The organism is Streptosporangium nondiastaticum (genome assembly GCF_003011965.1).
GTDB classification, from domain to species: Bacteria; Actinomycetota; Actinomycetes; order Streptomycetales; family Streptomycetaceae; genus Streptomyces; species Streptomyces nondiastaticus.
Genome location: NZ_PXWG01000059.1, coordinates 25,630 through 38,215 on the forward strand (window position 1 = coordinate 25,630; position 12,586 = coordinate 38,215).

At 74.4% G+C, this 12,586-nt stretch carries 11 protein-coding genes; 8 read left to right on the forward strand and 3 right to left on the reverse strand.

Going from position 1 to position 12,586, the window contains the following annotated elements:
• Positions 1-3: 3 nt before the first annotated feature.
• Positions 4-858 (forward strand): formate dehydrogenase accessory sulfurtransferase FdhD, encoded by an 855-nt coding sequence (gene fdhD / locus B7P34_RS20835; RefSeq protein ID WP_106678605.1) that lies wholly within the window; start codon positions 4-6, stop codon positions 856-858.
• Positions 859-875: 17 nt separating this feature from the next.
• On the opposite strand, the gene B7P34_RS20840 is transcribed toward fdhD, so the two are convergent.
• On the reverse strand, positions 876-1,337 hold the full coding sequence (locus tag B7P34_RS20840) for a MarR family winged helix-turn-helix transcriptional regulator (RefSeq protein WP_106678607.1): 462 nt from the start codon (positions 1,335-1,337) through the stop codon (positions 876-878).
• Positions 1,338-1,470: 133 nt separating this feature from the next.
• Between B7P34_RS20840 and B7P34_RS20845 the strand changes: the two genes are divergently transcribed.
• Positions 1,471-2,436, forward strand: coding sequence for a quinone oxidoreductase family protein (locus B7P34_RS20845; protein WP_106678609.1), 966 nt, complete (start codon positions 1,471-1,473; stop codon positions 2,434-2,436).
• A gap of 132 nt (positions 2,437-2,568) precedes the next feature.
• Complete coding sequence (locus B7P34_RS20850; protein WP_106678611.1) at positions 2,569-4,644, forward strand: sialidase family protein; 2,076 nt, start codon at positions 2,569-2,571, stop codon at positions 4,642-4,644.
• Here the strand turns inward: B7P34_RS20850 and B7P34_RS20855 are convergent.
• On the reverse strand, positions 4,584-5,591 hold the full coding sequence (locus B7P34_RS20855) for a bile acid:sodium symporter family protein (protein WP_106678612.1): 1,008 nt from the start codon (positions 5,589-5,591) through the stop codon (positions 4,584-4,586). The two genes, B7P34_RS20850 and B7P34_RS20855, sit on opposite strands and share 61 nt — an antisense overlap.
• Before the next feature lie 94 nt (positions 5,592-5,685).
• On the opposite strand from B7P34_RS20855, the gene B7P34_RS20860 reads away from it, so the two are divergent.
• Positions 5,686-6,552 carry a LysR substrate-binding domain-containing protein gene (locus B7P34_RS20860; protein WP_106678614.1) on the forward strand — a complete coding sequence of 289 codons (867 nt, stop codon included), beginning with the start codon at positions 5,686-5,688 and terminating at the stop codon, positions 6,550-6,552.
• Between the two features lie 16 nt (positions 6,553-6,568).
• Here the strand turns inward: B7P34_RS20860 and B7P34_RS20865 are convergent, their stop codons facing one another.
• Positions 6,569-7,471: a helix-turn-helix transcriptional regulator gene (locus B7P34_RS20865; protein WP_106678616.1), complete on the reverse strand. Its 903-nt coding sequence runs from the start codon at positions 7,469-7,471 to the stop codon at positions 6,569-6,571.
• A 138-nt stretch (positions 7,472-7,609) separates the two neighbouring features.
• Between B7P34_RS20865 and B7P34_RS20870 the strand changes: the two genes are divergently transcribed.
• The 4 genes from B7P34_RS20870 to B7P34_RS20885 all read left to right on the forward strand — a co-directional run.
• Complete coding sequence (locus tag B7P34_RS20870) at positions 7,610-8,389, forward strand: NAD(P)H-dependent oxidoreductase (protein WP_106678618.1); 780 nt, start codon at positions 7,610-7,612, stop codon at positions 8,387-8,389.
• A gap of 206 nt (positions 8,390-8,595) precedes the next feature.
• Positions 8,596-10,530: an AMP-dependent synthetase/ligase gene (locus tag B7P34_RS20875; RefSeq protein WP_106678620.1), complete on the forward strand. Its 1,935-nt coding sequence runs from the start codon at positions 8,596-8,598 to the stop codon at positions 10,528-10,530.
• Positions 10,531-10,611: 81 nt separating this feature from the next.
• The gene (locus B7P34_RS20880) at positions 10,612-11,445 is read left to right on the forward strand and encodes an aldo/keto reductase (protein WP_286157498.1); all 834 of its coding nucleotides are present in this window, start codon (positions 10,612-10,614) and stop codon (positions 11,443-11,445) included.
• Between the two features lie 100 nt (positions 11,446-11,545).
• A partial coding sequence (locus B7P34_RS20885; protein WP_106678622.1) for a DUF1266 domain-containing protein occupies positions 11,546-12,586 on the forward strand: 1,041 nt, incomplete at its 3' end.

A 12,586-nucleotide genomic window follows, 5' to 3' on the forward strand; every position in this document is an offset into this window, starting at 1 on the left:
CTCATGGGACGGGTCACCGCACGACGCCGCGTCATCCGCATCCGGGACGGTGCCGTCGGCGCCCGTCCGGACACACTGGTGACCGAGGAGCCGATGGAGATCCGGCTGAACGGCAAGCCGCTCGCCGTCACCATGCGCACGCCGGGCGACGACTTCGCGCTCGCGGCGGGTTTCCTCGTCAGCGAGGGCGTGCTGGCCGGCGCCGACGAGATCGCCAACATCGTCTACTGCGCGGGGGCGACCGACGACGGATCCAACACGTACAACGTCGTCGACGTGCGGCTCGCGCCCGGCGTCCCGGTGCCCGACATCACTCTGGAGCGCAACGTCTACACGACGTCGTCGTGCGGGCTGTGCGGGAAGGCGAGCCTGGACGCCGTACGGACCACCGCGCGCCACGCCCTGTCCGACGGGCCGGCCCCGATGCGGCTCGAACCCGCCCTGCTGGCGTCCCTCCCCGACCGGCTGCGGGAGGCGCAACGCGTCTTCGACCGCACGGGCGGACTGCACGCGGCCGCGCTGTTCACCGCGGACGGCGAGCTGCTGGACGTGCGCGAGGACGTGGGGCGGCACAACGCGGTCGACAAGCTCGTCGGGCGGGCCCTCCAGCAGGGGATGCTGCCGCTGGCGGGTTCGGTGCTGCTGGTCTCCGGGCGGGCCTCGTTCGAGCTGGCGCAGAAGGCGGTGATGGCCGGGATCCCGGTGCTCGCGGCGGTGTCGGCGCCGTCGTCGCTGGCGGTGGACCTGGCCGCGGAGACGGGGCTGACGCTGGTGGGCTTCCTGCGCGGGGCGTCGATGAACGTGTACGCGGGCGAGCAGAGGATCGTCCTGGAGGAGACGCAGCCGGCGGCCGGCTGACGCCCCTGTCGGCGGCGTCAGCCGACCGGCCCTTCCTCCCGTTCCTCGGCCACGCGGGCGAGCAGCGCGACGAACTGTTCCCGCTCGGCGGGGGTGAGCGCCGCGAGCAGCGCCCGGTTGGCCTCGTCGCCCAGTTGCGCGAGCCGCCCCAGGCAGTCGCGGCCCTCGGCGGTGAGGGCGATGACGTTCTTGCGGCGGTCGTCGGGGTCGGGGGTGCGGGTGACGAGCCGTGCCCGCTGGAGGTCGTTGAGGATGCCGACCATGTCCTTGGGGTCGAAGCCGGTTTTGCGGACCAGGCCCGCCTGGGCGACGGGGCCGATGTCGGCGACGGCGGCCAGGACGGCGTGGTGCGGCATGCGCAGGCCCTCGTGGGCGAACGCCTCGCCGAGCAGGCGGCGGCCGCGCCCGGCGGCGCGGTTGAGGAGCCAGCTGGGGAGGGCGCGGATGCGGTCGAGCGCGGGCTCGTGGTGCTGGGTCATGGTGCGACCCTACCGACACATCCGTTGGGACTACCAATAAAAAACGTTGGACACCCCAACGAAGATCCCTCTATCGTTGGGACTCCCAACGAAAACCGTTGGGGCAACCCACGACACCCTGGAGGTGCGCCCCATGCGCCGTGTCCGCTATTACGAGAACGGCGGCCCCGAGGTCCTGCGCCTGGAGGAGACCGAGGTCCCCGCCCCCGGCCCCGGCGAGCTGCTCGTGCGCAACGAGGCCGTCGGCGTCACGCTCCCCGTCGTGCGGAAGGTGCGCGGCGGCGGCCTCCCGCTGCCCGCGAGCCTGGGCGGCGAGGTCGCCGGAGAGGTCGTGGCGACCGGCCCGGGCGTCACCGGCTTCAAGGCGGGCGACCGCGTCACCGGCCTGTGCTTCGGCGACGGCTACGCCGACCACTCCGTCCTGCAGGCCGCGATGGCCTCCCCCGTTCCCGAGGGCGCGACCGCCAGGGACGCCGTCGCCCTGGTCCGCTGCGGGCTGGTGGCCCGCGGGGCGTACGCGGCGGCCCGCCCGGCCGCCGGCGAGTCCGTCCTGGTGACGGGTGCGGCGAGCGGCGTGGGCCACCTCGCCGTGCAGCTCGCCAAGGAGCTCGGCGGCGGCAGGGTCGTGGCGGCCGTCAGCTCCGCGGCCGCTGAGGCCAAGGCCGGCTTCCTGCGCGGGCTGGGCGCGGACCACGTCGTCACCTACGACGAGCTCGCCCGCGAGTCCGCGGACCCGGAGAGCTGGGGCGGCCGGGTCGACATCGTCCTGGACGCGGTCGGCGGCGAGCTCCTCTCCCCCGCCGTCGCCGCGCTCGCACCCGGCGGCCGGCTCGTCGCGTACAGCTCGGGCGGCGGGACGATCGAGGCGTACGACCTGCTCGTCGGCGCGAAGGCCGCGATCGGCTTCCAGATGGCGCTGATCGCCCGCCACCGGCCTGAGCTGATGGAGCAGTGGCGGCTGGAGCTGTGGGAGCTGTTCGCCGCAGGGCGGCTGCGGCCGCGCGTCCACGCCGAACTGCCGCTGGAGGACGCCGCGAAGGCGCACGAGCTCATCGAGTCGCGCGTCAACCTCGGCAAGGTCGTCCTGCGGCCGGCGTGAGCCTTTGCCTCAGCCCCTCGGCCGACCCCCTCCCGTACGCGAGCTCGCATATCAACTCGCACATCAACTCGTATGGGCTCTTCGGCCGAGTCTTCCTTGTGTGACAGTCGTACGAGACCTACGTTCGGCCTCATGGCGCCGCCGCACGTCCGCACCGCTCCCGCCACTCTTCGAACCCCCGTCAGGAACGCGTTGGCCGCAGCCGCGTTGGCGGGCCTCGCGGGCTCCCTCCTCGCACCGCCCCCGGCCCGGGCCACGGACACCGGATTCACGAACACCGGATTCACGGGCACCGGGTTCGAGGAGCGGGTCCTCTTCAAGGCCGGGCCGGAGACGGCCGACGGGGACGCCTACGCCTGCTTCCGCATCCCCGCACTGGTCACCACCGTCCGCGGCACCGTCCTCGCCTTCGCCGAGGGCCGGAAGGGCGACTGCAGCGACGCCACCGACATCGACGTCGTCGTCAAACGCTCGGACGACGCCGGCCGCACGTGGAGCCCGCTGCGCGTGGTGGACGAAGGGCTCGGCGACACCCACGGCAACCCCGCGCCCGTCGTGGACCTCCGCAGCGGCCGGATCACGCTCCTCACCACGTACAACAAGGGCCGCCCCGGCGGGGGCAACTGCGACGTGCCCTGCGACCGCACGCCCCACCTCCAGCACAGCGACGACGACGGCGCGCACTGGTCGGGGCCGGAGGACCTGACGCGGGAGCTGCGCCCGCCCGGCTGGAACTCCTGGTACGCCACCGGCCCCGGCCACGGCATCCAGCTCGCGCACGGCCCGCACCGCGGCCGCATGGTCGTCGGCCTCAACGCCGAGAGCCACGACGGCACCCGCGTCCACGCCAACCACGCGGCGCTCGCCCTCAGCGACGACGGGGGCGCGCACTGGCGGCTCGGCGCGGTGGACACCCACGCGACCGCCCCGGACGGCACGTACGCGCAGAAGCCGTCCGAGCTGACGCTCGCCGAGCGGGCCGACGGCGCGGTGTACGCGGGCGGGCGCGAGCAGGACGGCACGGAGCTCGGCAACCGCGACTTCGCCGTCAGCCCCGACGGGGGCACGGCGTTCGCCGGGCGGTTCCGGACCGTCCCGGACCTCTACACGCCCATGGTGCAGGGGTCCGTGGCCGTGCTGCGCCCCGGGCGCTGGCTGTTCGCGTCGCCTTCCGACCCCGACCGGCGGCGCTCGATGACGATCCGCTCCTCCTACGACGAAGGGCGCACGTGGGAGGGCGTGGAGCAGGGCAGGCTCGTCACCGCCGACTGGGCGGGCTACTCGGACATGGCCGTGCTGGACACGGGCGGGGACCAGGACGGCTACGGGCATGGGGCTACGGCCGGGCTGCTGTACGAGGCGGGCCGGGGCAACGCGCGGGACGAGATCCGGTTCACCCGCTTCACCGAGGAGTGGCTGGGCCCGCGCCACGGGCCGCTCCCCACGACGCCGGACCGGGCTCCGGGCGGGCGGGACGCGTACGTCCTGGGAGGCCCGCGACCGGTCCGGGGCCGCTCCGGCGGGGCCCTCGCCTTCGACGGCGTGGACGACGCGGTGCGGCTGCCCTACCGGGCCTCCCTTCCGCTGGGGACGCGGGACTTCACAGCGGTGTTGTGGTTCCGTTCGTCGCCCGGAGCGGCGCAAGCCGCCGAGCAGCCTCTGCTGTGGATGGGCGGGATGGGCGGGGCGCCCCAGGTGGCGCTGCGGGTGGCGCCCGGCGGGCGGGTGACCGGGCAGGTGACGGCGGTCGCCGGGGCGGGCCCGGCCCGTACGGCGGTCGTCCGGTCGGCCCCGTACGGCGACGGGCTGTGGCACCGGGTCGTACTGCGGCGCGGCGGTGGACGGATCGTCCTCACCGTGGACGGTGCCGCTTCGTCCGTGCCCGGTGTGCCGGGGACGGTCAGCCGCAACTCGACGTTCGGGGTGCACCTGGGGCAGCGCCCTGACGGCCGGGCGTGGCTGTCCGGGGAGCTGGACGACGTACGGGTGTACGGGCGGGCGCTGACGGACGGCGAGCTGGCGCGGCTGGGGCGGCCGGGGCAGCGGGAGCTGCCGCCGCGGCCCGGAGACCCGGCGGCCCCTACCCGCGATCTGCTGCTGTGGCTGCCGCTGGACCGCGTCGACGGTGCCGACCGCGCCGACCGCGCTCAGGCCCGGGAGAGCGACGGCGCGGCCGTGCCCGGCTCCGGCGCCGCCACGCGCCCGTAGCGCTTCGCGAGGACCGCCCCGACCATCAGCTGCATCTGGTGGAAGAGCATCAGCGGCAGCACCGCCAGGCTTGCCTGGGCCCCGAAGAGGACGCCCGCCATGGGCAGGCCGGCCGCCAGGCTCTTCTTCGAGCCGCAGAAGACGATGGCGAGCCGGTCCTCGCGGCTGAAGCCGAGCCACCGCGATCCGTACGTGGTGACCGTCAGCATGAGGCCCAGCAGGACGGCCTCCACGCCCAGCAGGGCGAGCAGCCGCAGCGGGGTGACCTCGTGCCAGATGCCGCGGACCATGCCCGCGCTGAAGGCCGAGTAGACGACCAGGAGGATCGAGCCGCGGTCCACGTAACCGAGGACCTTCTTGTGCCGGGTGAGGAAACCTCCCACCCGGCGGCGCAGCAACTGGCCCGCGAGGAACGGGACGAGGAGCTGCAGCACGATCGACAGCAGGGAGCGGGCCGAGAAGCCGCCGCCGCTGTTGCCCAGGAGGAGGGCGGCGAGGAGGGGAGTGAGGGCGATTCCCACAATGCTGGAGAACGAGCCCGCGCACACCGCCGCCGCCACGTTGCCGCGCGCCATGGAGGTGAAGGCGATCGAGGACTGGATGGTCGAGGGCACGAGGCACAGGAACAGCAGCCCGGAGTGCAGCTGCGGCGTCAGGGCGAAGGGGACGAGGCCGCGGGCGGCCAGGCCGAGGAGCGGGAACAGCACGAACGTGCAGCCGAGGACCGTCACGTGCAGCCGCCAGTGGCGCAGGCCGTCCAGGGCCTCGCGGGTGGAGAGACGGGCTCCGTAGAGGAAGAACAGGAGCGCCACGGCGCCGGTGGAGGCGCCGCCGGCGACGGTCGCCGCCTGGCCTCGGGCGGGCAGGAGGGCGGCGAGGGCGACGGTGCCCAGGAGGGCCGCTATGTAGGGGTCGACGGGGAGGCGGAAGCGGAAGCGCGACGGCATGGCCCCAGCCTGGTGCCCGCACCGCCTATGCGGAACCCCGTTCGCCACTCTGACTGTCATCACCAACCGTGATGACCGGCAGTACGCTGGTGCCGTGTTCGACCCCGTGCAGCTCCGTACGTTCCTGGCCGTCGCACAGACGCTGAGCTTCACCCGGGCCGCGGGCCGCCTCGGGGTCCGGCAGTCGACGGTGAGCCAGCAGGTCCGCCGCCTGGAGGCCGCCGCCGGCCGGCAGTTGTTCGTCCGCGACACTCACAGCGTGCGGCTGACCGAGGACGGCGAGGCCATGCTGGGCTTCGCCCGCACGATCCTGGAGGCCAACGAGCGCGCCGCCTACTGGTTCGCGGGCACCCGGCTGCGCGGGCGGCTGCGGTTCGGGGCGTCGGAGGACTTCGTCCTCACCCGGCTGCCCGAGGTCCTGGAGGGCTTCCGGCGCGAGCACCCCGAGGTGGACCTGGAGCTGACCGTCGACCTGTCGGAGACCCTGCAGAAGCGGCTGGCCGCGGGGCGGCTGGACCTCGTCCTCGTCAAGCGCCACCCCGGCGGCGAGCCGCACGGGCGGCTCGTGTGGCGGGACCGGCTGGTGTGGATCGGCGGCGAACGGCTCGTTCTGGACCCGCACCGGCCGCTGCCGCTGATCGCCTTCCCGCCGCCCGCGGTGACCCGGGCGCGGGCCCTGGAGGTGCTGGAGCGCAGCGGCCGCTCCTGGCGGGTGGTCTGCACGAGCGGCAGCCTCAGCGGCCTGGTCGCGGCGGCCCGCGCGGGCCTGGGCGTCATGGCCCACACCCTGGGCATGATCCCGCCGGGCCTGGTCCGTCTGGCCCCCGGCCCGGGCCTGCCGGACCTCGGCGAGGTCGACGTGGTGCTGCTGCACGGCGCGGCACCGGGAAGTACGGCGCGGGGCGCGGCGGAAGCACTGGCCCAGGCGGTCCTGGCAGCGGGCGACCGGCTGCAGGGGTAGGGCTGGTCGCGTCCGGCTACGGGGTCGCCGGCTTTTGTTCGCGGGCCTGAGCGTTCACTGCGGGACGCGCGTCACCGCTGTCCGCGCCCAGGCCCGCGAGCAGGCGCAGCCCGTCCTCGGCGGGGCTGCCGGGGGCCGCGGACAGCACCAGCAGTTCCATGCCCGACTCGTCCGGTAGCGCGAAGTTCTCATGGTGCAGTTCCAGCAGTCCGACCAGCGGGTGCCGGTACGCCTTGCGCCCATGGGTGCGGGCGCGCACGTCCGCGCGGGCCCAGAGGCGGCGGAAGCGCTCGCTGCCCATCGCCAGTTCGCCGATGAGCGAGGCCAGGCGCGGGTCCTCGGGGTACTTTCCGGCGGCCAGGCGCAGGTGCCCGACCACGTCGAGGGTGCACGTCTCCCAGTCCGCGTAGAGGCCGCGCTCGGCTTCCTCGAGGAAGATGTGCCGGGCGGTGTTCAAGCCCGGCAGGCCCGGCAGGCCCGGTGGGCCCGCCGGCCCCGGCACCGGCCGCCCGTAGAGGAGCCCGGCGAGGCGGTTGCCGGCGAGCACGTCCATGCGGTGGTTCATGATCAGCGCGGGTGCACCGGCAACCAGGTCGAGGACGCGCAGCAGCTCCGGCCGGACCCGCCCGCCCGGCGCCTTCGCGCGGCGGTGGCGCTGCCGGGCGAGCCGGTGGAGGTGACCGCGTTCGGTGTCGTCCAGGCCGAGGACGCGGGCGAGCGCGTCGAGGACCTGCTCGGAGGGCTGGGTCGCGCGGCCCTGCTCCAGGCGTACGTAGTAGTCGACGCTGACTCCGGACAGGTGCGCGACCTCTTCGCGGCGCAGCCCCTGTACCCGGCGGCGGCTGTCGGTGGGGATGCCGGCGGCCGCCGGGTCGACCCGGGAACGCCGGGTCCGCAGGAAGCCCGCGAGATCGTCCATGCCGCCAGTATGGCCTCGGCGCCGCCCGTGAAGGTGGCCCTGCCAATACCAGGAAGTCCCGTCCGACGGAAGAGGCGCCCCTGAACGCCGGGCGCCGCGGCGCCCAGGATCGGAGGCACCCGATCCGAAGGAGTTCCCGTGAAGACGCTGATCGTCCACGCCCACCCGGAGCCGAAGTCGCTCAACAGCTCGCTGAAGGACCTCGCGGTGTCCACATTGGAGGCCGCGGGGCACGAAGTGCGGGTGAGCGATCTGTACGCGATGAACTGGAAGGCGGCCGTGGACGCCGCGGACTACGGCCCCGGCGCCTCGGGACGGCTGAAGGTCGCCCTGGACTCGGGCCGGGCCTTCGAGGCCGGGACGCTCACCCCGGACGTCCTCGCCGAGCAGGAGAAGCTGCTGTGGGCCGACACGGTCATCTTCCAGTTCCCGCTGTGGTGGTACTCGATGCCCGCGATCCTCAAAGGCTGGGTGGACCGGGTGTTCACCTACCGCTTCGCGTACGGCGTCGGCGAGCACAGCGACACCAAGTACGGCGAGCGCTTCGGCGAAGGCACCCTCGCGGGCAGGAGGGCCCTGCTGTCGGTGACCACCGGCGGCCCGGAGCCGCATTACGCCGCTCGCGGGATCAACGGCCCCATCGACGACCTGCTGTTCCCGATCCACCACGGCATCCTCTACTACCCGGGCATCGAGGTGCTGCCGCCGTTCGTGCTGTACGGCACCGACCGGATGACCGACGAGGACTACCCGGACGTCGCCAAGGCCTGGGAGCAGCGCCTGCTGACCCTGGAGTCGACCGAGCCGATCGCGTTCCGGCGGCAGAACTTCGGCGACTACGAGATCCCCTCGCTGCACCTGAAGGAGGGACTGGAGCCCGCGGGCCGCACGGGTTTCGGGCTGCACGTGCGCGGCTGACCGTGGAGGGGCCGCGGCGCGGGCAACCTCCGCGGTGGCGGCGTCCGGCCGAAGGCGAGCGGGCCGACCGGAGTTCCGCACCGCCGGCTTCGGCGTGCCGCCTTCCGGGCGGTCCGCCCCAACACGCCACTCCCCCAACGCGATTGAGGGCCCCGGGGGCCGGGTAGGGGCATCGCGCTGTGCGGAGCATGACAAGGAGCTGCCCGTTGCGCGAGATCACCGTTCCGCCGCTCGTGACGGCGCCGCCCGTCGGAGGGCTCGCGGACTCCGTCTTCGACCGCGCCGCCGAGGAGCCCGGGGAGGCGGCGTTCGGCCGGAAGGGGCCGGACGGGGGCTGGCGGGACGTGACCGCGGCGGCGTTCCGGGACGAGGTGCTGGCCCTGGCCAAGGGGCTGCTCGCCGAGGGCGTGCGGTTCGGGGACCGGGTCGCGGTCATGTCCCGCACGCGCTACGAGTGGACGCTCTTCGACTTCGCGCTGTGGTCGATCGGCGCGCAGCCCGTGCCGCTCTACCCGACGGCCTCCCCCGACCAGGTCTGCTGGATCCTGCGTGACGCGGGCGTGACCGCCTGCGTCGTCGAGCACGAGGACCACGCGATGACGGTCGGCTCGGTCATCGACCGGCTGCCGGAGCTGACGCGGCTGTGGCAGCTGGACGCCGGGGCGGTCGAGGAGCTGGCCGCCGCCGGGGCGCGGGTCGGTGACGACGTGGTGCAGCGGCACCGGATGGCCCTCACCCCCTCGACGCCGGCCACCGTCGTCTACACCTCCGGCACGACCGGCCGCCCCAAGGGCTGCGTGCTCACCCACGCCAACTTCATGGCCGAGGCCGACAACGTCGTCCGGCGCTACGAGCACGTCTTCCGCTCCCGCCCGGGCGACGAGGCGGCGACGCTGCTGTTCCTGCCGCTGGCCCACGTGTTCGGCCGGATGGTGCAGGTCGCGGCGGTGCGCGGGCGGGTGAAGCTGGGCCACCAGCCGCAGCTGACGAGCGCCGCGCTGCTGCCGGACCTGAGGGCCTTCCGGCCGACGTTCGTCCTCGCGGTCCCGTACGTCCTGGAGAAGATCTTCGCGCTGGCGCGGCGCACGGCCGAGGCCGAGGGCCGGGCCGCGCCGTTCGAGCGGGCCGTGGACGTGGCGGTGCGCTACGCGGAGGCCGTGGAGCAGCGGGCGTTCGGCAGGGGCGCGGGGCCCGGGCCCGCGCTGCGGCTGCGGCACCAGGTCTTCGACCGGCTGGTCTACGCCAAGGTGCGGGAGGCGCTGGGCGGCCGGGTGCGGCACGCGATGTCGGGCGGCTCGGCCATGGACCGGCGGCTGGGGCTGTTCTTCGCGGGCGCGGGCGTGACCGTCCTGGAGGGCTACGGCCTGACGGAGACCACGGGCGCCGCGACCGCCAACCCGCCCGAGCGGCCCCGCTTCGGCTCGGTCGGCCAGCCCGTCCCCGGCACGACCGTGCGGATCGCCGGCGACGGCGAGGTCTGGCTGCGCGGCGGCCAGGTCTTCGCCGGCTACCTGGGCGACGCGCGGTCGACGGGCGCGGTGCTGCAGGAGGGCTGGTTCGCGACCGGTGACCTGGGGCGGCTGGACGACGACGGCTACCTGTCCATCACCGGGCGGAAGAAGGAGATCCTGGTGACGTCGGGCGGCAAGAGCCTCTCACCGGTGCTGCTGGAGGAGCGCGTACGGGCGCACCCGCTCGTCGCCCACTGCGTCGTCGTCGGCAACGACCGCCCGTACGTGGCCGCGCTCATCACGCTGGACGAGGAGGCGGTCGCGCACTGGCTGCACATGCGCGGCAGACCGGCGCCGGGGACCGCCGCCGGACTCGGGGGAACCGGCTCCGGGCTGCTGCAGGACACGGAGCTCGTGCGCGACACCGACCTGGAGGCGGAGATCCGGCGGGCCGTGGTGGCGGCGAACACCCTCGTCTCGCAGGCCGAGTCCATCCGCACGTTCCGGATCCTGAAAGCCCGGTTCACGGTGGAGGACGGGCTGCTGACGCCGTCGCTGAAGCTCCGGCGGAAGGCCATCGAGGTGGCGTACCGGCAGGAGGTGGACGCGCTGTACGGACGGCCCCGTGGGGCAGGAACGGACAGCCCGTGGGACACGAGAGGCAACCGGGGCATTCCGGGAATGCAGTGACGGCTGTGATCGTTGACGCTGGGAGTACGAAACCGCGTCTCCGACCGTAAGGACCGAGCACTCGTGAGCAAGACGCCCTCCATCCCGTCCATCACGCTCAACAACGGCGTCGAGATGCCGCAGCTCGGCTTCGGCGTCTTCCAGGTCCCCGACGCCGAGGCGACGGCCGCCGTCGAGACGGCCCTGGCCGCCGGCTACCGCAGCATCGACACGGCGGCCGTGTACGAGAACGAGACCGGCACGGGCAAGGCCCTGACGGGCTCGGGCATCCCGCGCGACGAGCTCTTCGTGACCACGAAGCTGTGGAACAGCGCCTCGCGGGCCTGGACGCGCGACGCCGTCCTCCGCGAGTTCGACGCCTCCCTGGAGCGGCTCGGCCTCGAATACGTGGACCTGTACCTCATCCACTGGCCGCGCGCCGTCCGCGACGACTACCTCTCCATCTACCGCGCGTTCGAGGAGCTCGCGGCCGGCGGCCGCGCCCGGGCGATCGGCGTCTCCAACTTCCAGCCCGCCCACCTGGAGCGGCTGCTGGCCGAGACGTCCGTCGTCCCGGCCGTCAACCAGATCGAGCTGCACCCGTTCCTGGCCCAGTCCGGGCTGCGCGCCCTCCACGCGCGCCACGGCATCACCACCGAGGCGTGGGCACCGCTCGGCCAGGGCAAGGAGCTGCTGAGCGCCCCCGTGATCGCGGGCATCGCGGAGAAGCACGGCCGCACGCCCGCACAGGTCGTGCTGCGCTGGCACCTGCAGCTGGGCCACGTGGCCATTCCCAAGTCCGTGACGCCGTCGCGCATCCGCGAGAACATCGACGTCTTCGGCTTCACCCTCGACGACGAGGACATGACGGCGATCGCCGCGCTCGACAGCGGCACGCGGCTCGGCCCGGACCCGGACGAGTTCGACTTCAACTGAGTTCACCGGGGCCGGCTGAGTTCGCCGGGGCCGGCGGCCCTGGGCGGGGGCCCGGGGGCGGCGTGTCGCGCCGTCTTCGCGGAGTCATAGAGTCGCGCACATGTTCTTCTCGTCCTGGACCCCGCCGACCCCCATCGAACAGCAGCTGCAGGCGGCGACGGCGCGCGGGGACTGGGACGGGCAGATCGGCGCCGTCGCGGCGGCCGAGCTGTTCGTCGCCGTGGCCAGGGTGGAGGCCGACGGCCTGGTGCCGCCCGCACCGCTCGCCCCGTACCGCGACCCGGCCTCGGGCAAGCGCTGCCTCCCGGTCCTGACGCGCGGCGCGCTGCCGCTCTGGCAGCCCGACTGGGTCTTCCAGCGCACCACGCTGGACGTGCTGGCCCTGGAGTGGCCGCACGACAAGTGGCACCTCGCGGTCAACCCCGGGCAGCCGGCCGCGGCGGTCCTCCCGGCCACCCCGCTGGACCGCGCCGCCTGGCTGGAGGTCTACGCCGAGACGCCGCCGCCCGCGCCCGGCCGGCTGGCGTCCCTGTACACGGGCCCCCTGCACGGCCCGCTCGCCCAGGGCCTGGCCTGCGGCGCCCCGCTGTCCGTACGCGACGGCGTGCCCTGGAACGAGCTCGGCACCGTCTACCGGGACTACGACGAGGACCGTGCCGTCCTGCGCGACGCGTGGGGCGTGGCCGACCCGGCCGGCTGGTGGCACCTGACGGAACGGCTGCTGGCGGGGGCCGGAGCCGGGCGCGACGCGGAGTTCGCGCTGCGGGCCCGCGAGGGGCTCGCCGAGCACGCCGGTTCCGCCGACGCGCCCCCGGCGACCGAGGAGTGGCGTCAGGCCGTCACCCAGGTCCTCGTGCACCGGGCCGCGCCCGAGGCCGAGGTCCGGGCGATGGACGCCGCCGTCACCCGCATCGCCGAGGCCGAGGAGCGGCTGCGGGGCGAGGCGGTGCTGCGGCCCGGGCGGCGCGTCGCCTCGGCCGTCGCCCACGACCTCGCGTGCGCTGTGACCGTCGCCCGGCTCGGCCTCGCCGCGCGGCTGTGCGGCCCGGCCGACGCGGAACGGGTCGTGCTGTCCGCCGGGGATGCCGCCCGCAGGACGTACGGGTCGTGGCCCGCGTTCGCCGCCGGCTTCCTGCTGGGC